The organism is Rhodococcus sp. NPDC078407 (genome assembly GCF_044542515.1).
GTDB lineage: Bacteria > Actinomycetota > Actinomycetes > Mycobacteriales > Mycobacteriaceae > Rhodococcoides.
The window spans coordinates 112,520-137,889 of the sequence record NZ_JBITUQ010000012.1 but is presented as its reverse complement, the minus strand read 5'-3'; the positions used below and the strand labels follow the sequence as shown (position 1 = coordinate 137,889).

The following is a 25,370-nucleotide window of genomic DNA, read 5'->3' as shown; positions in this document are numbered from 1 at the left end:
GCCCGGGTTCGTCTCCGCTTGCTTGTTCTTCACACAGTGCGCGTCAGTGGACCGACTTTCAAATCGGCGACGTGATTGTGGATCTACGGCTCTTCCACAGCCATCGTGTGACAATCTGTCCAGAGAGACCTCCCGTGAACGATCTGCAGTGGACGGATGGCACGCATGCACTACGAGCTCGACGACGTGGACCGACGTATCGTCACCGAACTGAGCCGCGACGGCCGAATGTCGATGCGCGCGTTGGCCGAGGCGACTCACATCTCACGGGCACACGCCTATGTGCGCGTCGATCGCCTCCTTGACGAGGGCGTCATCGAGGGGTTCACCGCACGCATCGCCTACGAGAAGGCCGGAGTGGGTGCGTCCGCCTACGTGGCTCTGTCGATTCGGCAGGATTCGTGGCGCGACGTCGCCGACCGACTGAGCACATTCCCGTTCGTCGAGCACGTCAGTCTGATGGGCGGTGATTTCGATGCCCTCGTCCTGGTGCGTGCTCCCGACACATCGGCGCTGAGACATCTGGTGCTCGACAAGTTGCAGGGACTCGACGGGATACTCTCGACTCGAACCTGGCTGATCTTCGACGAGGCCGTCGGCCCCGGTGCGCAGTGGACCGCCGACCCGAAGAACGGGAGAAATCGATGACCACCACATCTGATAGCGACACTCATCACGCCGATGTCCTCGTGATCGGCGGCGGAATCGGAGGTGTATCACTCGCATACGAGCTTGCCGGCGATCACCGAGTCACCCTGCTCGAGCGCGAGAAAACCCTGGCCTTCCACACCACCGGACGCTCGGCCGCCCTGTTCTTGGAAACATACGGCAACAACGCGATTCGGGCTCTGACGACGGCCAGCCGAGAATTCCTGGAGAACCCGCCGGAGCACTTCCGATCAGAACTTCTCGCCCCGCGCCCACTGCTGCAGTTCGCTGCCACCGGGCGAGGCGACGCGCTCGAAGCAATGTACGCCGACGTCAGCCGGTTGACGCCCGACGCACAACTGGTCTCCCCCGCCGACGCACGGACGTTCTTTCCACCGCTACGCCCCGAATTGATCGATTGCGCTCTGTACGAACCGCATTCGATGGAGGTCGACGTACACGCTCTGCATCAGGGCTACGTGCGAGGACTCCGTCGACGGGGCGGGCATGTCCACACCGGGACCGGCGTGAGCGCACTGCGCCGCACGGGCGGCCTGTGGCACGCAAACTCCACCGACGGGTCGACCCACACTGCCCCGATCGTCGTCGACGCCGCGGGCGCATGGGCCGATGCCCTCGGTGCCATGGCGGGTGCCGAACCCATCGGACTCGTTCCCATGCGTCGTTCGGTGTTCATGGTGGCCGCACCCGACAACCTCGACACCGCTCACCTGGCGACTCTGAGCGACATCGACGAGAAGTTCTACATCAAACCCGAAGGTAGGAGTGGAGCCCGCGGAACGACCATGGGGAATGGCCGGCTGTTGTGCTCGCCTGCGGACGAGACACCCACTGAGCCCAGCGATGCCCGCCCGGACGAGTTGGAGATCGCGCGGGCGTTCGACGACATCGGCGAGGCGACCACGTTGACGGCGCGGCACGTTCGATCGTCCTGGGCCGGCTTGCGCAGCTTCGTGCCCGATCGAACTCCGGTTGTCGGATTCGATCCGACTGTCGAGGGCTTCTTCTGGTGCGCCGGTCAGGGTGGGTACGGAATCCAGACCTGCGCGGCCCTGGCCCGGGTGGGAGCGGCTCTGGTTCGCCGAGAACCGCTTCCGGTGGACGTCGCGTCGCGCGGACTCTCCGAAGCGGACCTGACACCGCACCGCTTGCGATAAGAGGCGCTCCGCGCCACGTGCACGAAGACTCGACCGGTACTACGAAGTTCCACTCACCACGACGTCAGCCGCAGACGACGCGTCGCAGATCGCTCAGTGTGGTCCGGTAGATGTCCACCAGATCTGCGTCCTGTCCGTTGTCGATGCGTTCGGCCCAGTCGTCGAAGGCGATGCGCATCGCCATTCCGGCGCCCTCGACCAACAACCGTGCGTAGGAACGAGATTCGTGGCCGGCAAGCTTGGTTGCAATCGAGTCGGTGACGCGACACAGCGTCATGGCATCGGTCGCGAAAGCTGCGGCCCGCAGGTGCTCGTCGCGTCCGATCAGTCTCCGGGTACGCAGCAGACGGTCCCTCGTCTCGTGCGGTGCAGTCGAAAGTCGTTCGACGGAGTGCTCGTACAGTGCTTCGATCGCCTCGAGGGTGATGTCTTCCGGTGCGATCGACGACAGCCAGGCGTCGATGTGGATCTCGAACTCCGGAGGAAGGCCGAGAACCGACTCTTCCTTCGATGCATAACTACGAAAGAAGGTGCTGGCCGACACTCCGGCCCGGCGTGCGATCTGATCGACCGTCGTGGCGGCGCAGCCCTGCGTCTCGAACAGCTCGAGGGCGGCGCGGGTGATCTCGAGCTGAGTCTCTCGGCGACGTCGCTCTCGCAGATCCGGTACTCGTTCGCTCATTGTCGTCCATCCATCGGCCACTCGTGCGTCTACCAGCTGTCAACTTACCAGTCTTATTCAAGTTGACAGTCACTGTCAACTTGATTCAAGCTGTCTCCAGTCGACGATGCACCCCATCTCGAACCGATACCGGAAAGTTCTCGCCACATGACCACACCTGACACCGACCACGCATCCGAGCGGCAGCTCGCGCCGGGCAGCGAACTGCTGATCGGCATCCTCGTCATCGCGGCGTTCGTCATGATCCTCAACGAGACGATCATGAGCGTGGCGCTGCCTACCCTGATGATCGACCTGAACATCACGGCGACCACGGCACAGTGGCTCACCACCGGATTTCTGCTGACGATGGCAGTGGTCATTCCCATCACCGGCTTCTTGTTCCAACGCTTCACTCTGCGTCAGGTGTTCGTGGCGGCAATGACGCTGTTCACCGTCGGCACTCTGCTCGCCGCCTCCGCCCCGGGCTTCGAGCTGCTCCTGCTCGGACGCATCACCCAGGCCAGCGGAACCGCAATCATGTTGCCGTTGTTGATGACCACGGTGCTCACTGTGGTTCCGGCACACAAGCGCGGCGCGATGATGGGCGTGATCTCCATCGTCATCGCCGTGGCACCCGCGGTCGGTCCGACGATCTCGGGCATCATTCTGAACTCGCTGAACTGGCGTTGGATGTTCTGGCTCGTACTTCCGATCGCCCTCGTCGCGTTCGCAATCGGGACGACTCTGGTGAAGAACGTGACCGAGACCAGTCGGCCGTCGTTCGATCCCGTATCGGTCGTATTGTCCGCGTTGGCATTCGGCGGCATCGTCTACGGTCTGAGCAGCCTCGGACACTCGGCCGAGGAGTCGGTGATGCCGGTATGGCTGCCGCTCGTCGTCGGCACCGTCGCGCTCGTGGTGTTCGTTCTGAGGCAGATCTCGCGTCAGGATCGCGGTGGCGCGCTGCTGGACATGCGTCCGTTCCGCACCCGCACCTTCAGCATCGGACTCGGCATGATCGCGATTTCGATGATGGCTCTGTTCGGCGCGCTGATTCTGCTACCGATGTACCTGCAGAACGTCCGTGGACTCGACACCCTCGACACCGGCCTGATGCTGCTCCCCGGCGGTCTGCTGATGGGTCTGCTCGCCCCGTTCGTCGGCCGCATCTTCGATCGAATCGGGCCGCGTCCGTTGGTCATTCCCGGTTCCGTCGTGGTGAGCGCTGCACTGTGGTCGATGACCGTGCTGGACGCGCAGACCGCATTGCCGATCGTGATCGGTATTCACATGATGCTCTCGGCGGGTCTCGCGCTCATCATGACACCGCTCATGACCTCGTCGCTGGGATCGCTACCGAACCAGTTGTACTCGCACGGTAGTGCCATCTTCAGCACGGTTCAGCAGTTGGCCGGTGCTGCCGGTACCGCACTGTTCGTCACGGTGATGTCCAACACCGCAGCAGCCCGAATCTCCGACGGCGCAACTGCAGTGGGTGGGTCCGAGGCCGGAATTCACACCGCCTTCCTGTACGGCGGGGCCGTATCACTGGTCGCGGTGGCGGCGTCGTTCTTCATCCGCGCCCCAGCGGAGACCGATGTCGAGCCCGTCGCAGCTTCGGCACAAACAGTTCACTAGAGGTCGATCATGTGCGCGGCCGCGGCCACGATCTCGTCTTCCGACAGGAGGACGAGATCGGCTGCGGCTCCGAGCGGTACGAACGAATTCGCGCTCGACACCCTGCGGATGGCACCGTCGTAACCTCCCTCGACAAGGGCGGTCACGACGCCTTCTCCCACTCCCCCGTCGTGCCGTGTCTCGTCCGCGATCAACACTCGACCGAAGCCTTCGAGTCGGCTCAGAAGGTCGTCCACCGGCAGCGGAACGATCCAGCGCAGATCCACGACCGTCACGCCGATCCCACGCTGACGCAGCCTCGACGCGGCGCGCCTACTCATCACCACCCCGTTACCGAACGTGACGATGGCCAGTTCATCCCCGTCGAGATGTGTTGCGACGGTGCCGAATTCGGCCGAGGTAGTGTCGACGCACCGCAACGCCCCGTCTCCGTCCTCCAGATCGACGCGGTGGTATAGCGCGATCGGCTCCAGGAACACGCATACGCGTCCCTCTTCCACGGCCAGCGCTACACACGTCCGCAGCAACGCGGCGGCCTCGCTCGCGGAACTGGGAACGGCGACGACGATGCCCGGAATATCCCGCAGCACCGCAACGGCATTGTCGTTGTGGAAATGCCCGCCGAAACCGCGTTGATACGCCAGACCGGCTATGCGCACGACCATCCCGTTGCTGAACTGCCCATCGGAGAAGAACTTCAACGACGCCGCTTCACCACGCAGTTGATCCTCTGCGTTGTGCAGGTACGCCAGGTACTGAATCTCGGGTATCGGGACGAAACCGGCGAGCGCTGTACCCAGGGCGGTGCCGAGCACGGTCTGCTCGTCGAGCAGAGTGTCGAAAACTCTTGCCGCGCCGAATCTCTTGCGCAATCCCTTGGTAACGCCGTAGACGCCACCCTTGACGGCCACGTCCTCGCCGAACACGAGCACATCCGGTCGCGCGGCCATGATGTCGGTCAGCGTCCTGTTGATCATGCCGGCGAGCGTCAGACGCTGCCCGTCCGGTTCACCGTGCAAGCTGCTTGCGGTGGCCGCCACGGCGCTCGGACGGTACGCAGTGAGTGGGTCCATCACCGCGTCCGCGGTCGCAATGCGCGACGACGCGCCCGAACGCAGTGCATCGACGGTCGCCTGGGCCTCGGTCATGACGGTCTCACGCATTGCCCGGTATCGGCCCTCGACGTCGGCGACCGTAAGGATCCCGGCGTCGACCAACGCACGAGCACTGGCCAGCAACGGGCTTCACCTCCAACGAGGAATGAGACGCAATCATGAACGCCATCACCAGTGAACGGCCGACGACGATGACCGACACCGCGGTATCGGTGGACAACCTGACCGTCCAGTTCTCCTCCAAGCGAGGTGACGTCACCGCTCTCTCCGACGTCGACCTCCAGGTCGGCAGGGGCGAATTCGTCTCCATCGCAGGGCCGTCCGGTTGCGGCAAGTCCACCCTCCTCAAAGTGGTGGCCGGCCTCACCGGTGCCTCTCGAGGTTCGGTGGAGCTGGCAGGCAAGGAGGTGCACGGCCCCCAGCGCAACATCGGCTACGTCTTCCAACGCGCTGCCCTGCTGGAATGGCGGACGGTGCGGAAGAACATTCTGCTTCAGGGTGAGATGCGCGGGATGAACCGGAAGGCCGCGGCCGCGAAAGCCGATCAGCTCATCGAGATGACCGGTTTGACGGGCTTCGAGGGAGCACTCCCCCACGAGCTGTCCGGCGGCATGCAGCAGCGCGTATCCCTGTGCCGCGCACTGCTGCACGAACCGGAGGTGCTGCTCATGGACGAGCCGTTCGGAGCTCTGGACGCTCTCACCCGCGAGAAGATGAACGTCGAACTGCACCGCATCTGGCGGGAAACCGGCACCACGGTCATGCTCGTCACCCACTCCGTCGCCGAAGCGGTCTACCTCGCCAACCGGGTCGTCGTCATGAGCCCGCGGCCCGGACGGATAGTGGACATCCTCGACGTCGACCTCCCTGTGCATCGGGACTACAGCGCAACGATGGAGAAGCCCGAATTCATCAGTGTCGCAAACACTGTCCGCGATCTCCTGGGAGCAACGACGAGCGCTGACTGATCACCACGCACAAGGCCCTGCAGACCTCGATGGTCTGCAGGGCCACCTGCCTTCATGCGGCCCGCTCATACGTGTGAATTGCCTCCGACGTCGAGCGTGTCAGCTCCGCACCATCGTCTCCCGCGAGGCTCCCCGCTCCACCACTCGCCGAGCAAGTCCTCGGCCTCCCGTACCTGGCGTTCGGACGACACGAACACCGTTTGCACAGGCCCGAGTTGAGCCGAATGGAAAACCTCATGGTCACCGTTGCCCTGCAGTGATTCAAAGCCACTCGACCTCGAAGTACGTCGGTCGGTAACGAGACCAGTTCAACGAGGCCCGAATTGACGGTCTCCCGCATCCCCCAGTCCGGGCACGATGATGCCTTGATCGTTGAGTTCGTCGTCGACGGCGGCACACACCACGCGGACGGGGTGTCCTGACCTCTCCAGCGCAGCAATACCTTCAGGAGTCACGACGACGCACACGACCACCACGTCGGTTGCCCCGCGAGCGACGAGCAAGTCGATCGTCGCGGTCATGGATCCGCCCGTAGCCAACATCGGGTCGAGAACGAACACCGGCGTGCCGGCCAGATCTGCGGGCAGCGACTCGAGGTACGGCACTGGTTGCAGCGTCTTCTCGTCTCGCGCCATACCGATGAACCCCACCCCGGATCGAGGAATGAGCGCACTCGCCTGTTCCACCATGCCCAGCCCTGCCCGCAGAACAGGCACGAGCAGAGGTGGGTTCGCGAGCCGAACGCCGCTGGTGCGGGCAACCGGCGTATCGACCTCGAAGGTGTCCACCGGGGCATCCCGCAAAGCCTCGTACACCAACGTGTGTGTCAGCTGCCGTAGCGCCGAGCGGAAGGTCGCGTTGTCACTGTGGACGTCGCGCATCGTCGTCAAAAGTGCTGCGGTCAAGGGATGGTCGACTACGTGGGTATCCATGGTCGCAGATTATGGGCCCCTCATCGGCCATCCGTCCACACGGCTCGCGCTCGTGGCGACTGTCCGAAAGCGCCCCCTCAGCGTCGGCAACTTTTGCCCACGACGGGGCCTCGACCGGCACGTTGACTCGGACGCATGACGCTTCGCAACGATCGATTCGAGTTCGATACCGACATCGCTCCCCTGTCTCGGATTGCGATCCGATGACGGTCGGACCGCTCTCCGACTGCATGGTCGTCGACCTCTCTCGGGCGCTCGCCGGACCCCATGCGGCGATGATGCTCGGCGACCTCGGCGCACGAGTGATCAAGGTCGAGTCACCCAGCGGCGGTGACGACACCCGCAGTTGGGGTCCCCCCTTCGTTTCCGACGACGACGGCGATCGACATTCGACGTATTTTCTCTCGTGCAATCGCAACAAGGAATCCATCGCACTCGATCTGAAAGCTGTCGACGGTCGAACAACGCTCACCGCATTGATCCGTCGTGCAGACGTGCTCGTGGAGAACTTTCGCCCCGGCGTTCTCGATCGCCTCGGCTACAGCATGGAAGCATTGCACGAGCTGAACCCGCGACTGGTGATTCTGTCCATCACCGGTTTCGGCCACGACGGGCCCGAAGGCACCCGCCCCGGATACGACCAAATCGCCCAAGGCGAAGCAGGATTGATGTCCCTCACCGGGCCTTCGAAGGACGAGCCCACTCGGGTCGGCGTTCCCATCGGCGACCTGCTGGCCGGCATGAACGGCGCGTACGGCGTCGTGGCCGCACTGCACGAGCGCAACACCACCGGGCGCGGTCGCGTCGTGCGGACCAGCCTGTTGGCCTCCATCGTCGGGGTGCATGCATTTCAAGGCACCCGCTACACCGTGGCCGGCGAGGTGCCCCGCCCCACCGGCGGACATCACCCGTCGATCTGTCCCTACGGTCTGTTCCACTCGTCCGAGGGGCTCGTTCAGATTGCCGTCGGCAGCGAAGGACTATGGCAGCGCTTCGCTCCCGCTTTCGGGCTGGACCGTCCGGAGTGGGCCACCAACCCGCAACGCGTCGACGACAGAGAAGCCGTCATCGCCGCTGTCGATGCCGTTTTCGCAGACTGGCCGACCGACAAACTGCTCGGACAACTCAGCGAACTGGGTATACCCGCTGGGCGCGTCCGCGATCTGGCAGAGGTCTACACCTGGGAACAGACCCGGTCGCAAGGACTGATGATCGACGTCGACCATTCGGCCCTGGGCACCATCACATTGCCCGGCCCGCCGCTGCGTATGGACGAGGATTGCGAGGGTGCCGCGATGCGCACGACGCATGCAGCCCCGCCGACCCTCGACCAACACGGTGACTCGATCCGCGCCTGGCTCGAGACGACGCCATGACTCGCACCGGCGCGCCGGCACGGCTCGGCGCGCTCGAACTCGTCGACATGGTCGTCGACGCCGGCAGTTTCGTCCGGTGGGACACCGACCCGCTTCCCCCGATCGGGGTGCACGGGCCTGCGCAGCAGGGCTATCTCGACGAGCTCGCCTCGGCCCGAGAATCGAGTGGCTACGACGAGTCGGTATTGACCGGCGAGGCCACCCTCGCGGGGCGTCGGGTCGCACTGGTGCTGTGCGAGTTCGGGTTTCTCGCCGGCTCCATCGGAACGGCAGCCGCGGAACGACTGGTACAGGCCGTCGAAAAGGCGACGGCAGAACAGCTTCCGCTGCTGGCGTCACCGACCTCCGGTGGAACACGGATGCAGGAGGGCACAGTTGCCTTCTTGCAGATGGTCAAGATCTCGGCGGCCATCGCTGCACACAAGTCGGCGGGTCTCGCCTACGCCGTCTATCTTCGCCACCCCACGACCGGAGGAGCACTTGCCTCGTGGGGCTCGCTCGGCCACGTCACCGCCGCCGAACCCGGTGCGCTCCTGGGCTTTCTCGGCCCGCGCGTGTACCAAGCCCTCTACGGCGAGAAGTTCCCGGAGGGAGTGCAAACAGCGGAAAACCTGGCCGCCCGTGGCCTCGTCGACGCCGTCGTCCCACCCGAGCAGCTCCGCGAGGTTGCCATCTCGGCGCTCGCCGTTCTGTGTGCGCCACACGAGCCACCTCCGCCGGTTCCGAACATCCCGTTGGAACACCTCGACGATGTGCCGGCATGGGAATCGATTCGACGATCCCGACGACCGGAACGGCCGGGCGTACGCCAACTGGTGCGATCGGCCGCGAACTCGGTGACGACGTTGCAGGGCACCGGTGCCGGTGAGATCGAGCCCGGATTGTTCCTGGCACTGGCCAAGTTCGGGGCCTCGGCGTGTGTACTCCTCGGCCAGGACCGCACCTTCGCCGGTCAGCCGTTGGGTCCCGCCGGGCTGCGGGAAGCACGACGCGGCATGCGGCTGGCGGAAGAGCTGCAACTTCCCCTCGTCACTGTGATCGACACTGCCGGTGCCGCGTTGAGCAAGGAGGCCGAAGAGGGTGGCCTCGCGGGCGAGATTGCCCGCTGCTTGGTCGAGCTCACAACGCTGAAGGCTCCGACTGTCTGCCTGCTGCTCGGCCAGGGGGCCGGCGGCGGCGCGCTCGCACTGCTCCCAGCGGACAGGGTGCTCTGCGCTCAGCACGGCTGGCTGTCGCCACTGCCGCCGGAGGGTGCCTCGGCGATCAAGTTTCACACCACCGACCGCGCAGACGACATGGCCGAGGAGCAGGGTGTGCGCAGCCTGGACCTGCTGCGCAACGGCGTCATCGACCGGATCGTGGCAGAGCGGCCGGATGCCTCCGACGAACCTGTGGCGTTCCTGTCTCGCCTCGGTACCGTGCTCGAACACGAGTTGGCCGTACTCCTCGCCGCCGACCCGGCCGAACTGGTGACAACACGGCTGCAGCGCTACCGCTACCTGGGGATGTCCGATCACCAAAAAAGTGCGCTGATTGGGCAAAGCTTGCCAGTGCACCCTCTGTCGAACGGTCGATAACGTTCTGGAGCGAGCCCCCCGCCGCGCGAACGCCGGCCGACTCTGCAGTATCCACAGATCCCGATGAAGGAGATTTCAGTGCCCGACGCAATCGAGGTCCGCAAGGTCCCGCTCCACAACGTGTCCGATGCCAGCGAGCTGGCGAAGCTCATCGACGACGGGGTGCTCGACGCCGACCGGGTCATTGCAGTCATCGGCAAGACCGAAGGCAACGGTGGAGTCAACGACTACACCCGCATCATCGCCGACCGCGCGTTCCGCGAGGTGTTGTCCGCGAAAGGAACTCGCAGCGCACAAGACGTCGGCGAGGTACCGATCGTCTGGTCCGGCGGCACCGACGGCGTCATCAGCCCCCACGCCACCATCTTCGCCACCGTACCGTCGGACAAGGCGGTGCAGACCGAGGAGCCGCGCCTGACGGTCGGTGTCGCGATGAGCGAGCAGTTGATGCCCGAGGACATCGGCCGTACCGCGATGATCACCAAAGTTGCAGCGGCCGTAAAGGATGCGATGGCCAACGCCGGCATCACCGATCCCGCAGACGTGCACTACGTGCAGACCAAGACCCCGCTGCTGACGATCCACACCATTCGTGACGCCAAGAGCCGCGGCAAGACGGTCTGGACCGAGCAGACCCACGAATCGATGGATCTGTCCAACGGCGGCACCGCTCTCGGCATCGCCGTCGCACTCGGCGAGATCGACATGCCGACCGACGAGGACGTCATGCACAGCCGTGAGCTGTACTCCTCGGTGGCGTCGTGCTCCTCGGGCGTCGAGCTGGACCGTGCTCAGATCGTCGTCGTCGGAAACACTCGCGGAATCGGTGGCCGGTACCGCATCGGACACAGCGTGATGAACGACGCGCTCGATCAGGACGGCATCTGGAACGCGATCAAGGATGCCGGTCTCGAGCTTCCCGAGCGCCCGCACACCAAGGACCTCGACGGCAAGCTCGTCAACGTGTTCCTCAAATGCGAAGCAAGCCAGGACGGTACGGTCCGTGGACGCCGCAACGCCATGCTCGACGATTCCGACGTCCACTGGCACCGCCAGATCAAGGCGTGCGTCGGCGGCGTCACCGCAGCAGTGACCGGCGACCCGGCGGTCTTCGTGTCGGTCTCGGCAGCACACCAGGGCCCTGAAGGCGGCGGACCCGTCGCCGCGATCGTCGACCTCGGATAACGCCGGTTTCGATATCGAACAGCGCCGCGCGAAACCGACAGTCTCGGGTTCGCGCGGCGTCCGGCCCTCCCGCTTCTGCGTCTCTCGAACGAAGGAACCACCATGGCAACCACCGTCGGACCCGCTGCCGAACTTCTGATGTCCGACGCGGTCGAGCTCAGCGGCAAGATCAAGCGTCGCGAGATCTCGTGCGTCGAGACCATGACGGCGTACCTCGACCACATCGAGGCATACAATCCGACGGTCAACGCCATTGTCGCCCTTCGTGATCGCGACGAGCTCTTGACCGAGGCACGTGAGCGAGACCAGCAGCTCGTCGACGGGCAGTATCTCGGGTGGATGCACGGATTTCCCCATGCGGTGAAGGATCTGTCGGCAGCGCGGGGACTGCCGTTCACGTCCGGATCACCGATTTTCGCCGACCGCATCGCCGAGGCGGACGATCTGTTCGTCGCCCGCGTGAAAGCGGCCGGTGCCATCGTCATCGGAAAGACCAACACACCGGAATTCGGGTTCGGATCGCAGACGTACAACCCCGTGTACGGCACCACGGTCTCGCCCTACGACACCTCACGCACCGCGGGCGGTAGCAGCGGCGGTGCGGCTGCAGCCTTGGCACTGCGCATGTTGCCCGTCGCCGACGGCACCGACTACATGGGATCGCTGCGCAACCCCGCAGCCTTCAACAATGTGGTCGGCTTCCGCCCGTCGTGGGGCCGAATTCCGGAGCCCGGCTTCATCGCTCAGGGCGCGGTCGCCGGACCGATGGGACGATCGGTCACCGACGTCGCGCATCTGCTGTCGACGATGGCCGGCCCGGATGCCAACGCGCCCCTCGGAATCGACGAGGATCCGGAGATCTTCACCCGTACCCTCGAACGCAGCTTCCGCGGTGCACGCATCGCGTGGGTCGGAGACTGGAACGGTTATCTTGCCACTGAACCCGGCGTTCTCGACCTGTGCGAATCATCGTTCACCATCTTCGAGGACCTCGGCTGCGCAGTGGAAAGTACCGTGCCGTCGTACGACCCGGCGAAAATCTGGGATTCGTTCCTGACGTGGCGGTGGTGGGCCCAGCTCGGAATGGCCGATCTGTACGAGAACCCGCGCACGCGGGAGCTGATGAAACCCGAAATGCTGTGGGAGATGGAGCATGCCGTCGCATTGACCGCACTGGATGTCACCAAGGCGGCCCAGGCTCGCAACGACTGGCAGAGCGCACTGACAACACTGTTCGAGACCTACGACTTCGTTCTCGCACCCACCGCTCAGGTGTTCCCGTTCGACAAGGACCAGCACTGGCCGCAGTCCATTGCGGGTCGACCCATGGACACCTATCACCGGTGGATGGAGACGGTGGTGCCCTGGACGATGACGGGCGTTCCCGCGGCCGCCGTCCCGGTCGGATTCGACAATCGCGGACTGCCGATGGGAGTCCAGATCATCGGCAGGCACGGTGCCGACCGCGCGGTTCTGCAGCTCGCCTACGCCTACGAGCAGGCCTCACGCTGGGTCGAACGCGTACTCCCGCCGGCACTGCACGTCGGCTGATCCCGCGCCGCCGCAACATGACCTACACAGTATTGTTGAACAATGGATGACATGGTCGGTGCGCCTCGGCCACGAGTACGAGACTTCCCGGCGTCGGCGAGTTACGCACTCACCGTCGCAGAATTGCTTGCGCTCCCCAGCCTCTCGGGGTCCACTCTCGTTGCGGGCGAGCAGGGGCTCGAGAACGTGGTTCGACGCGTCAACGTGATCGAAGTACCCGACATCCTGCCGTGGGTGAAACCGAACGAACTGTTGTTGACGACGGGTTTTCCACTGCGGCATGCAGATTCGGGCCGACCGTTCGGTGCGGGTGCGTTGGTCGAGCTGGTCGAAGGACTGGCCGAACGCGGCGCGGCGGCACTCGGAGTCAAGGAGGGCCGCTATTTCGGGGACGTGCCCGCCGCGATGATCGAGGCAGCGGATCGACTTCGCCTGCCACTGTTCCTCATTCGCCGGGATGTGGGCTTCGACGAGGTCATCTCCGAGGTGTTCACCCACCTCGTCGATCGGCAGGCCTGGGCGTTGGATATTGCCGATCGCATGCATCGTGCGCTGACGTCGATCGTGCTCGAAGGCGGCGATCTACCGCAGATCGCCGATGAGGTCGCCACGCTGTTCGAGGCATCGGTACTCATCTGCACTCCGGACGGTCGAGTTCAGGCCACAGCAGGAGCCGACGCAGATCTCGCGGCGTTGGAGGAGATGCCACTGTTCGACCCGTCCGGTCGCCTGCTCACCGAACGACTCCACGAAGGCCTGCAACCGGTCCCGGGCGACAGTGGGCACCGCATTGCCGTCGCACCCATCATCGCGGGCGGCACCGACCACGGACTGATCGTCGCGGTGGCCACTGCCGAGCGACTCGGACCCGTCACGATGCAATCCCTCGAACGTGCGGCCACCGTCGTCGCGTTGGCGGTCATCAAGAAACTTGCCGTTTCTGCCGTCGAGTCCAAGTTTCGCGGGGACTTCCTCCGCGACGTCCTCAACGGCGCAACCGAATCCCCCGAACAGATCATCGAGTACTGCGCTCAGCTCGACTGGGACGTGGACCGCAGCATGGTCGTCATCGTGGCTCAGTTGGACGAGATCACCGAAGTGGCCGTGAGCAATTCGGTCAAGCCCGCCGTCTCCGGTCGGCTCCCGCAGGAACGGCTGACAGCGGCATGGCAGCAGGTGGTACGCCGACGCGACCGCCGCGCTCCCGTCGTCGGATTCAGCAACGAGGTCGTCACGTTGATGCCGGCCGAACCCGGCACGGAGAAAGACATCGTCGACGACCTGATCGCCTCGGTCGCCGGAGACAAGGGCGGCGGACGAAACTCGTTCGGCGCGGGCGTCAGCCGCGTCATCCACTCGGTGGCCGACATTCCCCGCGCCTACGATCAGGCCCGCAAAGCAGTCGTCGTGGGACGCCGCATGCGAGGAAACGGCTCGGTCGCGCATTTCGACAGCCTCGGCGTGCATAGATTGCTATCGCTGGTCACCGACGGAGCGGAGCTGCAGGCATTCGCCAGCGAGGTGTTGGGCTCACTCGCCGGTGATGATGCCGATGCCGTCGACCTACGCCAGACCTTGCAAGCGTTACTGGATACCAATTGCAACGTGGCAGAGACCGCCCGAGTCTTGCACTTTCACTACAACACCCTCCGCTACCGCATCGGCAAGCTGGAGTCCATCGTCGGCCCGTTCACCACCGATCCGATTCTGCGCCTGGATGTAGCACTGGCGTTGCGGGTTGCGGAGATGAAGGGGCTGTGAACTCACCCGAGGAGATATCCAGTGCCTGAGGGCAATTCGATCGGATCCGACGCCGTCGCACTGGCGGCAGCAGTGCAGGCCGGTACCGTGTCCGCACGCGAGGTGACCGAGCAGCACCTCGAACACATCGGCCGAGTCAACACCGAGCTCAACGCGATCGTCACCATCGCCGCCGATTCGGCACTGCTGGCAGCCGAGGAGATCGATGCCCGCATCGCCCGCGGCGAGCGGGTCGGCGATCTCGCCGGAGTGCCCTTCACGGTCAAAGACCTGATCGCCACCGCAGGCGTCCGCACCACGGCGGGCTCACATGCGCTGGTGGACAACGTCCCTCGCGTCGACGCCCCCGCCGTTGCTCGGATGCGCGCCGAGGGCGCAATCCTGATCGGTAAGACCAACACTCCGGAGTTCGGTGCCAGCGGACTCACGCACAACGATCTGTTCGGCTACACCGTCAACCCGCTCTCCCCCGCCGACACGAAGCTGTCACCGGGTGGGAGCAGCGGCGGCGAGTCGGCGGCCATCGCGTCGGGCATGAGTGTGGTGGGACTGGGCACCGATTTCGGCGGCTCGGTGCGGTGGCCCGCGCACTGCACCGGCCTGTGCTCGATCCGGCCGACGCCGGGCCGAATCGACTCCGAAGGCCAGTACCCCGGTGTCATGAGCGACAACCGGGTGCTGACGAACCCGGCCACGATGCACGGTGCCGTGCAAACCATCGGACCCATGGCGCGCACTGTCGACGACGTGACCCTGCTGCTGCGGGTGCTCTCGTCGCCGCAGTACGCCTGGACCGATCCTGCCGACGTCGACCTGCGCGAGCTCGATATACGTTGGGCCACAGGCGAAGGCACAATTCCGGTCGATGCGGAGATCCGCGCCGCCGTCGAGGCCGCAGCGCTGCGCACCGGGCCGGTCGTCAGGTCGGTGTCGCCCTACGAGGGAACCGCACTGCGCGGAGCTCATGAGCTGTTTACGCAGATGCGGGGCTGCGAAACCCAGACGGACATAGAGCAATACGGCCCCGCGAACTACAGTGAAAACATTCGGGCCATCCTTGCCGCCGTCCGAACCACCACGGCCACGGACATCGAAGCCCTGTGGGCTCGACGTACCGAAATGCAGCACCAACTGTTGGCCACGATGGGCGACGTCCTGCTACTTCCGGTTGCGTCCATCCTCGCCCCGCCGCTCGGTGAGACGAGCTTCGAGGTCGACGGCGCATCTCTCTCGTGGTCGGAGGCGCTGGCGAGTAGCCGGGCGATCAGCATCCTCGGCGTTCCGTCGGCGGTCGTCCCCGTTGCTACCTCGGCAAGCGGCCTGCCGATCGGGATTCAGATCATCGCCAAGCCGTGGCACGAACACGATGGTCTTGCGGTCGCCGCCGCACTGACGTAGTCCACCTGGGTTGTCCACCCGCACTGCGACGGCAGGTTCTTACAACGACCCGTCGCCGATTTGGTGAAAATCTGTCTCCTGTTCGATCCGCACCAGCAACTAACGTGATGGGCATCACTCATCCGGTCGGAAGGCGGCGACATGCGCGACATCCTCGACGACGTGGCCCCATGGCTGCGCGATCGCGAGCCGTTCGCGCTGGCCACGGTGGTCCGCACCTGGCAGTCCGCGCCGCGCCCCGCCGGAGCGTCGATGGCGGTGGCCGCGTCCGGACAGGTCATCGGCAGCGTCTCCGGCGGCTGCGTCGAAGGCGCGCTGTACGAGCTGGCCAACGAGGTCCTCGCAGACGGCAAGGCCAGGAGCGAGACCTATCGGGTGGCGGACGACGACGCCATCGGCGTCGGCCTCACCTGCGGCGGCACCATCGAGGTGTTCGTTCGTCTCATCGACAGCGCCACCTGCGCGATGCTCGGAGACGTGGCTCGTCTGGTCTCGAACGGCGAGCCGGTGGCCGTCCTCACCGACCTCACCACCGGGTCCCCGACGCGGCTGGCGATTCTGGGCACGGAGGTCACCGCCGATCCCGACGGTCTCACCGATATCGAGTCCGACGGTTCGAGCGTGGGTCTCGCCGTTCTCGACCGGGTGCGCCGCGGCGAGTCAGGGTTGGACATTCGCATCGCCGACAACGGCGCGAAGTCCGTCATGGTCGAGTTGTTGGGACCACCACCCAGGATGTACGTGTTCGGAGCCATCGACTTCGCTGCCGCGATGTGCCACCTGGGCGCGTTCGCCGGCTTCGCCGTCACCGTCGTCGACGCTCGCCCGGTGTTCGCCACCCGGGCCCGATTCCCCGATGCGCACGACGTCGTGGTCGCATGGCCGCATACGTTTCTCGCCACCGCGCCGGTGGACGAGCGCACCGTCATCACCGTTCTCACCCACGACGAGAAGTTCGACATTCCCTTGCTCGAGGTCGCGCTACGCAGCGGTGCCGCGTATGTCGGCGCACTGGGGAGCCGAGCCACGCACCGCCGCCGGGTGGAACTGCTCGGCGAGCGCGGGGTCACCGAGAGCGAACTGGCCCGGCTCTACTCCCCCATCGGTCTCGACCTGGGTGCCTCCACTCCCGCGGAAACTGCGGTCTCCATCGTGGCCGAGATCCTCAAGGTCTCGCGGCGCACCACCGGGCTCGAATTGCGTAGTCTCACCGGTCCGATTCATCGCGACGCCGCCGGGTCCGTCGACGCGACGTCACCCACTCGATCGGCCGTGCGGTGCTGACACTGCACGACGAGCAACGCTCGCCCACCTCGGAGGCACCGCATACCGTCGAGACCGTACTGGGCTCGAACCTGCTGGAGCATGCCACGCTGCTTGCCGGTAGCGCCGGCCTCGGGCGGCCGGTACGCAGAATCAATCATGTCGACGATCCCGCCGGCATTCGGTTCTGGATTCGACCGGGTGACCTGTTGTCCACGACGAGCGAGGCCCTCACGCACCTGACCGAGCCCACGGCGGCGCTGCTGTCCCGAGCGCATTCCCTCGGTGTCGCCGGGATTCTGGTGCGGGTGGACGATCACATCGCCGTTCCGGACTGCGTCGGCGTGAGTGCCGAAAAGCTGGGTCTCCCGCTGGTTCAGGTCTACGGTGAGCTCGATCCCGAACACGATCTCACCGCGGGACTTCGCGAGAACGCAAAGATGCAGGCGCGAGCGAGTTTTCGGTCCGACCGTCTGCGCCGGGCACTGACCGACATCACGCTCGCCGGCGGCGGGATGGCCCAACTGGCATTCGCAACCTCGGTCGAGTGCGATGTGGCAGTGTCGATCACCACTGTGGACGGTCGAGAGCTTGCCTCCGCAGGCAGTGACGACGAACTGCGCGCCCTGCGCGCGAGCACTGCCCTGGATGCCACCGGAAGACTGCGCACCGATTCCGTCGACGGTGGCCTCGGTCTCCGTTCGCAACAGGGCAATTCGATCGCCGTATGCGCCATCACTGCGAACGGAATCGACCACGGACGCATCGTCCTGTTCTCCTCACGGCACCCTTTGACGGAATCGGACCTGCACGCCGCCGACGCGGCCGCAGGTGTGTTGGCGATGGTCGTCACTCGCGATCTCGCACTGTCGGCAGTCGAGGAAAAGCACCGATCGAACTTCCTCCGTGATCTCCTACTGGGCCGAGGCGGTGAGCATGCCCACGCGGTGGCGCATGCTCGACGCTTCGGCTGGGACCTCGGCAGGCCGGTGGTGATCGTGGCGATCGAACCGATCCCGCATCAGGAGGACAGCCCGACTCCCGACCGCAGGCCACTCGTCGATCGGCAGATGTCGGCATTTGCCGGGGCATTGGCACAACGAGATCCGCACGCCGCCATCGCAGCCCTGGGCACCGAAACCGTCATCATCATGGGCGGGCGGCCCACTACGGTCGCGGACGTGCACGAGATCGTCGAACGAGTGCACGGCGACGGCGGCGGCGGTCGGCAGCCATTCACGGTCGGTATCTCGCGCCCCTGCAGCACGGTCGCCGACATCCCCAGCAGGTACGGCCAGGCGCGCACCGCGTTGAAGGTCGGCCGTCAGGTATCCGGGGACTGGGCCGTCACCACGTTCGACGAACTCGGCGTATTCCGGCTACTGAGCCTGGTGGACAACGTCGACGAGCTCGAATCGTTCACCCGAGAAACCCTGCACGAACTCGCCGGACACGACGACGAGGCACGGGACATGCGCAGAACGCTGGAAACGTTGCTGGCCACCAACATCAACATCGCCGAAACCGCTCGGGCACTGCACTTTCACTACAACACCCTGCGCTACCGAATAACGAAACTCGAAAAGATACTGGGCCCCTTCACCGATCACGCCGATCTACGCCTGGATCTCTCCCTCGCACTGAAAATCATGGCAATGCACGGAACCGACCACCACATGTGACGGCCCCGGCGTCGCGCGCTTGGCAGATTGCGCTCGTAGCGATGTGGAAATGCGTCAGTAACGTTGCAGGACAATGCTTTACCCATCCCGCGAACCACCCCGGTTCGATACGTTGGAGAAAGGCTCGATATGCCTATCTGGAAGATTCACGGAGACGGAAAGAATGTTCGACCGGGTGACGTCGTCGCGCCGAACGAACGGTTGAACTGGGGCCGCACCATCAGTCTCGGCGGCCAGCATGTGGTGTCGATGTTCGGCGCCACGTTCGTCTTCCCCATCATCATGGGGCTCAATCCTCAACTCGCCATTCTGATGTCGGGCTTCTGCACCATCTTCTTCCTGCTCATGGTCAAGGGCCGCATCCCCAGCTACCTCGGCACGTCCGCGGTGTTCGTCGGCGGCGTCGCCGCCATTCGGGCGCAGGGTGGAACGTCGGCGGAGGTCACCGGCGCCATCCTGGTATCGGGTCTCGTCCTGGCTCTCGCCGGACTCGCCATCCACTTCATGGGCGGCGGCGTCGTGGTGCGGGTGCTGCCCCCGGTCGTCACCGGTGCGGTGGTCATGTTGATCGGGTTCAATCTCGCGCCCGTCGTCGCCAGCACCTACTGGCCACAGGACCAATGGGTCGCTCTCGCAGTGATGTTCGTGCTCATCGTCATGAGCGTGGCGTTGCGCGGGTTCCTCGGACGAATTGCGATTCTGCTGTCGCTGGTGTTCGGGTACGCGCTGTCCTGGATCCTCGATCTCGTCTCGGGGCCCATCACGTCCTACGACGCCACGGCCGGCGAAGTCACCGAGCACTTTCGCGTCAACTGGTCGGGCGTGGAGGCGTCGCAGTGGTTCGGACTCCCGCCGTTCAGCGACGAGGCCAACGGCATCGTCGGCATTCACGCACCGTCCTTCAGCCTCGCGTTCATCATCCTGGTCCTCCCCGGTGTCATCGCTCTGATCGCCGAGAATGCAGGCCACGTCAAAGCTGTGGCGGAGATGACCGGTGACGACCTCGACCCGATGATGGGCCGGGCACTCGCTGCCGACGGTCTCGCGACGGTCATGGCCAGCTCGGTCGGTGGCTCACCGACCACGACGTACGCCGAGAACATCGGCGTCATGGCGGCGACCAAGGTCTATTCGACGGCGGCATACACGGCGGCCGGAATCATCGCCATGATCCTCGGATTCTCGCCGAAGTTCGGCGCGCTGATCTCGGCCACCCCCGGCGGCGTACTCGGCGGTATCACCGTCGTCCTCTACGGCATGATCGGTCTGCTGGGTGCCAAGATCTGGCGCGAGAACGGTGTCGACTTCGGCAACCCGCTCAACATGATGCCGGTTGCCGCGGGGCTGATCATCGCGATCGGCGACACCTCGCTCGTCTTCAGCGATTCGTTCTCGTTGAGCGGTATCTCCCTCGGCACGATCGTCGTCATCGGGCTCTACCACCTGTGCGCTCGCATCGCCCCGGCCCACATGAAGACACCGATCGACGCGTCACCTCGACATCGAACCTCCTCTACCACAGCACGTTCCGACGGCAGCGACGGAGACGGGGTTGCCGGCGAGGTCGACACCCTGAAGCCGTTGCGGTAACGAGCGATTGCAACACTGGGGCGTGACGTTTGTCACCTCTTGACGAAACACTTACAGGCACAGGCAGGCAGGATCGGGATATGAAACCTTCTCCATTGAAATACCATCGGCCACGGTCGATCGAGGAGGCGTGCCGGATCCTGGCCGAGGTCGACGGCAAGGTACTCGCCGGCGGGCAGTCCCTCATTCCGATGCTGTCGATGCGCCTGGCCGCACCCGGGAACCTGATCGACATCACCGGTATCGACGGTCTCGACGACATCACCGGGTCGACCGACTCGGGCGTCACGTTCGCGGCTCTGGCCACGCACGCGTCGCTCGCGTCGAACCGGGCTGCCGCCCAGACGCAGCCGTTGCTCGGACGGGCGCTGCAGTTGGTGGCCCACGCGACCATCCGGAACCGTGGGACCACCGTCGGATCCATCGTTCATGCCGACCCGTCGGCCGAGATGCCTGCCGTCATCCGGTTGCTCGACGGTTCGGTGACGGTGCAGTCCGTCCGCGGCCGCCGGGAGATCGCGGCGAAGGATCTGTTCCTCGGGCCGTTGGAGTCCTCGCTCGAAACCGACGAGATCGCGATCGCCGCAACGGTTCCCGCTGCCCGGGCCGGAGAAGGAACGGCCATCGACGAGGTTGCGCGCCGACACGGCGACTACGCGCTCGTCGGAGTCGCGGCCCGCGTCACCGTCGCCGAGAACGCGGTGCGCACCGCGCACGTCACCTACGTCTCCGCCGGCGAATTCGGCGAGGTCGTCGACTACACCGACGTCATCGGTGGGGCCGCGGTGTCCGACGCACGTGATCCGAAGTGGAACGCGTTGTCCGAGGACGCACGTCGACGCGTCGAGACCGAGTCCGATATTCATGCCACCGCGGCATACCGATCCCAACTCGTCGCCGCACTGACCGCACGGGTGGTGATGGCCGCCGCAGTCGACGGCGCGTCGTCGAAGTCCGCTCACCCGCAGCACGCCGATTCCGGAGTGAACCACTGATGAAGACAACAGATATCGAACAGCACTTGGACGATCTGATGGCGGAGACCGGTGAACAACACGTACAGGTGACGTTCACCCTCAACGCAACCAAGCAGACGATCGTCGTTCCGGCCCGCACTCTCGCGTCGGACGCGATCCGCCACGACCTACGCCAGACCGGCACCCACGTGGGATGCGAGCACGGCGTGTGCGGCGCGTGCACGGTGCTCCTCGATGGCAAGCCGGTCCGCGCCTGCCTGATGCTCGCCGCCAGCCTCGAGGGACAGACCGTCACCACGGTCGAAGGCCTCGTCGAGCCGGACGGCACCCTGCATCCCGTGCAGCAGGCGTTCAAGGACTGCCACGGCCTGCAATGCGGTTTCTGCACACCGGGATTCGTCACCACCATCGCCGCGTTCCTCGAGGACAACGACTCGCCGACGCAGGAGGAGGCCACCGAGGCCATCGCCGGCAACATCTGCCGGTGTACGGGCTACCAGAACATCAAGGCCTCCGTGCTGCGTGCCGCCGAGATCAAACGCGAACGGGCAGGAGAGTTTCCGCTCGGTCCCGACGACGAGTCGAGTCGTGCCGCACTCGACCGCAAGGTAAGAGGATCCACCAATCCCGTCGGCGGACGGATGGGCCGAGCATGAGCACCACGCGCACCGCCCCGCCGCACACCCCCACCAACACCGCTCCCCTGTTCGGCCAGCCGCTGTCGCGGTCGGAGGACGAGCGCCTGCTCAGCGGCAAGGGCAAGTATCTCGACGACCTCGGTCACGGCGCGCTGATCGCCGCCTTCGTGCGCTCCCCGCACGCCCATGCCCGCATCACCGCCATCGACATCGACGACGCCCTGGCCATGCCGGGCGTGCACGCGGTGTACACCTACGAGGACCTCGAAGCGGACTCGGCCGAGATGGCCGAAGGGCTGCCGCTACTGATTCCCCACCCGGCAATCGTGGCTCCGCGCAACGGCTTCCCGCTTGCCAAGGACGAGGTCAATCACGTCGGTGAGGCCATCGTCATGGTCATCGCCACGAACCGCTACGTGGCCGAGGATGCCTGTGCGGTCATCGACGTCCGATACGACATCCTCGAACCCGTGGTGGGCATCGACACCGCACGTGTCGCGGCGCGGCGAGTACACGACGATGTGCCGGACAACGTGGCCGCGCATCTGCAGCACGGTTTCGGAGACATCGACGCCGAACTGGCCGCCGCGCCGCACCGCATCACCCTCGACTTGAACATCGAGCGTTCGGCGGCGATGCCGATGGAGGGCAAAGGCGTCTACGCACGCTGGGACAGCGACGAGGAGACGCTGACGTTCTGGTCGTCCACGCAGACCTCCACATCGGTGCGTGCCGCCGTTGCCGCGCGGCTCGGCATGGCGATGAACAAGATTCACTGCATCGCCCCGGATGTCGGCGGCGGATTCGGCGTCAAGATCATGCACCCGTGGCCGGAGGAGGTGATGGTGACGTGGGCGGCCAGGCAGCTCGGCCGCGCCGGCATCTCCAACGAGGTCAAGTGGATCGAGGACCGCCGCGAGCACTTCATCTCCAGTGCGCACGAGCGGGCGCAGGTCCAAGAGGTCACCCTCGGTTTCGACGATGACGGGCGGCTGCTGGCCTTCGACTTCACCGTCTGGCACGACAACGGTGCGTACCTGCCGTACGGCATCATCGTGTTGATCAACACCGCGACGCAGGTGCTCGGGCCCTACAAGCCGGTCTCGTTCCGCTGCAACGGTTATTCGCTGTACACCAACACCGTCATCGTCATTCCGTATCGCGGAGCAGGCCGCCCGCAGGGTGTATTCGCGATGGAACGCTCGATGGACGCCATCGCCGCGTACCTCGGCAAGGACCGCCTCGAGGTCCGCGAGAAGAACCTCATCCGTCCCGAGGAGATGCCCTACGACTTCGGATTGATGTTCCAGGACGGTCGACCGTTGATCTACGACACCGGCGACTACCAGGCCGGGATCGACAAGCTCAAGGCGCTGATCGACTGGGACGGATTCCCCGAGTACAAGAAGCAGGCAGCCGCGCAGGGCCGCACCGTCGGCATCGGTGTCGGTGCCTACGTCGAGGGCACCGGCCCCGGACCGTACGAGGGCGCGCACGTGCTCATCGAGAACTCGGGAAAGATCAAGGGTGCAACGGGTCTGACGACGCAGGGCCAGGGCCATCAGACGACGTTCGCGCAGATCGTCGCTGATGACCTGGGTGTCTCCATCGCCGACGTCGAGATCACCACCGGCGACACTCGTCGATTCGGTTATGCCGTCGGCACATTCGCCTCTCGCGGTGCGGTGATGTCCGGTTCGGCGTTCCACGTCGCCGCGCAGATGGTCGCCGAGAAAGCGAAGATCATCGCGGGCCGTGCCCTCGATCTGGACCCCATCGAACTCGAATTGCGCGGGGGCTACGTCTGCAGGATCGGCACCGAACCCGGAGCAGAGGGCACGTCCATCTCCCTCGGTGTTGTTGCCGTACTGTCCAATCCGCTGCGCTACGCCTTCGACAAGGAGTCGAGGCAGGCCACCGGGTTCGCGAAGATGGACACCGACATGACGATCCCGCCGGTGCCGGAGGGCGAGCAGCCGGGCCTCGAAGCCACCGGTTACTACTCTCCCCCGCGCTCGACGTTCGCGTCGGGCATCCACGCGGCGATCGTCGAGACCGATCCGGTGACGGCCGAGATCCACGTCGAGCGGTACGCGGTGGTGCATGACTGCGGCAACGTCATCAACCCTCGGATCGTCGAGGGCCAGATTCACGGCGGCGTCGCCCAGGGAATCGGCGGCGCGTTGTACGAGAAGATCGCCTACGACGAGCACGGGCAACTACTGAACGCTTCGTTCATGGACTTCCTGATGCCGTTCGTCACCGAAGTTCCCGAGACGATCGAGATGGACCACACCGTTACCCCGTCCGGGCTCAACCCGCTGGGTATGAAGGGTGCCGGCGAAGCCGGCGTCATCCCCACCAGCGCCGTCATCGCGGCCGCTGTCGAAGACGCCGAAGGCATTTCGATCACCTCGATGCCCATTTCACCGTCCGACCTGTACGAGCTGCGGCTGACCCACGCGGTCGCTCAGACAATTGAGGAGATTTCATGAGAATCGCAGGAACCGCAACGCTGGCCGCACCTCCCGCCGAGGTGTACGACAGCATGCAGGACGGCCGGGTACTGGCCGCGACCATCCCCGGAGTGCAGTCGCTCGAGCAGTTGAGCGACGATCACTACAAGCTCTCGATCACCGCAGGCGTTGCGGCCATCAAGGGCACGTACGACGGTGAAGTGGTGCTCTCGCAACAGAATCGGCCTGAGTCGTTCGTCATGACCGCCTCCGGTGCCGGCGCACCGGGCACGGTGCGCGCAGACGTCACCATCAAGCTCGAGCCCACCGAGGGCGGCGGCACGATGCTCAGCTACGACGCCGACGCCGTGGTAGGCGGAATGGTCGGCGGGGTCGGTCAGCGCATGATCACCGGCGTCGCCAAGAAGATGGCCGGAGTGTTCTTCAACGGCCTCGACGGCGTCATCGCCAACGGGGTGCCGGAGGCCACTGCTGCTCCGGCGGAGGTAGCCGCTACCGACACCGGTGCCGGCCCCACCGCCCTTCCTGTCGCCGCCGCCGGACGCGCTGTCAATGCCGGTGCACCCGTTGCCGCGCAGTCCGTCCGCAGCACACTGCTGGCGGCCGCGGCCGGTGCCGGCTTTGCACTGGCCGGAGTCGTGTTGGGCGGACTGCTTACTCGCTCGTCCTGTAACCGGTAGCTCTGCACCGTCTCGGCTCACGACAAAGGCCGCTCATCCCCGTAAATCGGGGGGTGAGCGGCCTTTGTCGTT

20 protein-coding genes are annotated in these 25,370 nt (G+C 65.2%); 17 read left to right on the top strand and 3 right to left on the bottom strand.

Translation table 11 applies throughout. From position 1 onward, the window contains the following. The first annotated feature begins 156 nt into the window (after positions 1-156). Both ACIGGF_RS14495 and ACIGGF_RS14490 read left to right on the top strand, forming a co-directional pair. On the top strand, positions 157-648 hold the full coding sequence (locus ACIGGF_RS14495) for an Lrp/AsnC family transcriptional regulator (RefSeq protein WP_397521980.1): 492 nt from the start codon (positions 157-159) through the stop codon (positions 646-648). Beyond that, positions 645-1,826 carry an NAD(P)/FAD-dependent oxidoreductase gene (locus ACIGGF_RS14490; RefSeq protein WP_397521979.1) on the top strand — a complete coding sequence of 394 codons (1,182 nt, stop codon included), beginning with the start codon at positions 645-647 and terminating at the stop codon, positions 1,824-1,826. The genes ACIGGF_RS14495 and ACIGGF_RS14490 overlap by 4 nt, the downstream gene beginning before the upstream one ends. 64 nt (positions 1,827-1,890) lie before the next feature. On the opposite strand, the gene ACIGGF_RS14485 is transcribed toward ACIGGF_RS14490, so the two are convergent. Continuing rightward, positions 1,891-2,508: a TetR/AcrR family transcriptional regulator gene (locus tag ACIGGF_RS14485; RefSeq protein ID WP_397521978.1), complete on the bottom strand. Its 618-nt coding sequence runs from the start codon at positions 2,506-2,508 to the stop codon at positions 1,891-1,893. Positions 2,509-2,655: 147 nt separating this feature from the next. Between ACIGGF_RS14485 and ACIGGF_RS14480 the strand changes: the two genes are divergently transcribed. Continuing rightward, the gene (locus tag ACIGGF_RS14480) at positions 2,656-4,128 is read left to right on the top strand and encodes an MDR family MFS transporter (RefSeq protein ID WP_397521977.1); all 1,473 of its coding nucleotides are present in this window, start codon (positions 2,656-2,658) and stop codon (positions 4,126-4,128) included. Here the strand turns inward: ACIGGF_RS14480 and ACIGGF_RS14475 are convergent. Further along, entirely contained in the window at positions 4,125-5,366 is a 1,242-nt protein-coding gene (locus tag ACIGGF_RS14475) for an alpha-ketoacid dehydrogenase subunit beta (RefSeq protein ID WP_397521976.1), read from the bottom strand. The genes ACIGGF_RS14480 and ACIGGF_RS14475 overlap by 4 nt on opposite strands. 35 nt (positions 5,367-5,401) lie before the next feature. Here ACIGGF_RS14475 and ACIGGF_RS14470 point away from each other — a divergent pair, with 35 nt between their 5' ends. Then, positions 5,402-6,211, top strand: coding sequence for an ABC transporter ATP-binding protein (locus ACIGGF_RS14470; protein ID WP_397521975.1), 810 nt, complete (start codon positions 5,402-5,404; stop codon positions 6,209-6,211). 308 nt (positions 6,212-6,519) lie between these two features. Here ACIGGF_RS14470 and upp read toward each other — a convergent pair whose 3' ends face one another. Then, positions 6,520-7,143: a uracil phosphoribosyltransferase gene (gene upp / locus ACIGGF_RS14465; RefSeq protein ID WP_397521974.1), complete on the bottom strand. Its 624-nt coding sequence runs from the start codon at positions 7,141-7,143 to the stop codon at positions 6,520-6,522. 203 nt (positions 7,144-7,346) lie between these two features. Between upp and ACIGGF_RS14460 the strand changes: the two genes are divergently transcribed. The 13 genes from ACIGGF_RS14460 (at position 7,347) to ACIGGF_RS14400 (ending at position 25,298) form a co-directional block, all read left to right on the top strand. Further along, on the top strand, positions 7,347-8,519 hold the full coding sequence (locus ACIGGF_RS14460) for a CaiB/BaiF CoA transferase family protein (protein ID WP_397521973.1): 1,173 nt from the start codon (positions 7,347-7,349) through the stop codon (positions 8,517-8,519). After that, entirely contained in the window at positions 8,516-10,096 is a 1,581-nt protein-coding gene (locus ACIGGF_RS14455) for a carboxyl transferase domain-containing protein (protein WP_397521972.1), read from the top strand. The genes ACIGGF_RS14460 and ACIGGF_RS14455 overlap by 4 nt, the downstream gene beginning before the upstream one ends. Positions 10,097-10,174: 78 nt before the next feature. Beyond that, on the top strand, positions 10,175-11,281 hold the full coding sequence (locus ACIGGF_RS14450) for a ring-opening amidohydrolase (protein ID WP_397521971.1): 1,107 nt from the start codon (positions 10,175-10,177) through the stop codon (positions 11,279-11,281). Positions 11,282-11,383: 102 nt separating this feature from the next. After that, positions 11,384-12,832, top strand: a complete 1,449-nt coding sequence (locus ACIGGF_RS14445; protein WP_397521970.1) for an amidase — start codon at positions 11,384-11,386, stop codon at positions 12,830-12,832. 42 nt (positions 12,833-12,874) lie between these two features. Beyond that, positions 12,875-14,593 carry a PucR family transcriptional regulator gene (locus ACIGGF_RS14440; protein WP_397521969.1) on the top strand — a complete coding sequence of 573 codons (1,719 nt, stop codon included), beginning with the start codon at positions 12,875-12,877 and terminating at the stop codon, positions 14,591-14,593. A 21-nt stretch (positions 14,594-14,614) separates the two neighbouring features. After that, positions 14,615-15,991: an amidase gene (locus tag ACIGGF_RS14435; RefSeq protein WP_397521968.1), complete on the top strand. Its 1,377-nt coding sequence runs from the start codon at positions 14,615-14,617 to the stop codon at positions 15,989-15,991. Positions 15,992-16,132: 141 nt separating this feature from the next. Then, the gene (locus tag ACIGGF_RS14430; protein ID WP_397521967.1) at positions 16,133-17,275 is read left to right on the top strand and encodes an XdhC family protein; all 1,143 of its coding nucleotides are present in this window, start codon (positions 16,133-16,135) and stop codon (positions 17,273-17,275) included. Then, positions 17,269-18,936 carry a helix-turn-helix domain-containing protein gene (locus tag ACIGGF_RS14425; RefSeq protein ID WP_397521966.1) on the top strand — a complete coding sequence of 556 codons (1,668 nt, stop codon included), beginning with the start codon at positions 17,269-17,271 and terminating at the stop codon, positions 18,934-18,936. Before ACIGGF_RS14430 ends, ACIGGF_RS14425 begins: the two co-directional genes overlap by 7 nt. Positions 18,937-19,065: 129 nt before the next feature. Then, complete coding sequence (locus tag ACIGGF_RS14420; protein WP_397521965.1) at positions 19,066-20,526, top strand: uracil-xanthine permease family protein; 1,461 nt, start codon at positions 19,066-19,068, stop codon at positions 20,524-20,526. Positions 20,527-20,606: 80 nt separating this feature from the next. Beyond that, the gene (locus ACIGGF_RS14415) at positions 20,607-21,521 is read left to right on the top strand and encodes an FAD binding domain-containing protein (protein WP_397521964.1); all 915 of its coding nucleotides are present in this window, start codon (positions 20,607-20,609) and stop codon (positions 21,519-21,521) included. Further along, positions 21,521-22,159: a (2Fe-2S)-binding protein gene (locus ACIGGF_RS14410; protein WP_397521963.1), complete on the top strand. Its 639-nt coding sequence runs from the start codon at positions 21,521-21,523 to the stop codon at positions 22,157-22,159. The genes ACIGGF_RS14415 and ACIGGF_RS14410 overlap by 1 nt, the downstream gene beginning before the upstream one ends. Further along, on the top strand, positions 22,156-24,636 hold the full coding sequence (gene cutA, locus ACIGGF_RS14405) for an aerobic carbon-monoxide dehydrogenase large subunit (protein WP_397521962.1): 2,481 nt from the start codon (positions 22,156-22,158) through the stop codon (positions 24,634-24,636). The genes ACIGGF_RS14410 and cutA overlap by 4 nt, the downstream gene beginning before the upstream one ends. Then, the gene (locus tag ACIGGF_RS14400; protein ID WP_397521961.1) at positions 24,633-25,298 is read left to right on the top strand and encodes a carbon monoxide dehydrogenase subunit G; all 666 of its coding nucleotides are present in this window, start codon (positions 24,633-24,635) and stop codon (positions 25,296-25,298) included. The genes cutA and ACIGGF_RS14400 overlap by 4 nt, the downstream gene beginning before the upstream one ends. The last annotated feature ends 72 nt before the right edge of the window (positions 25,299-25,370 follow it).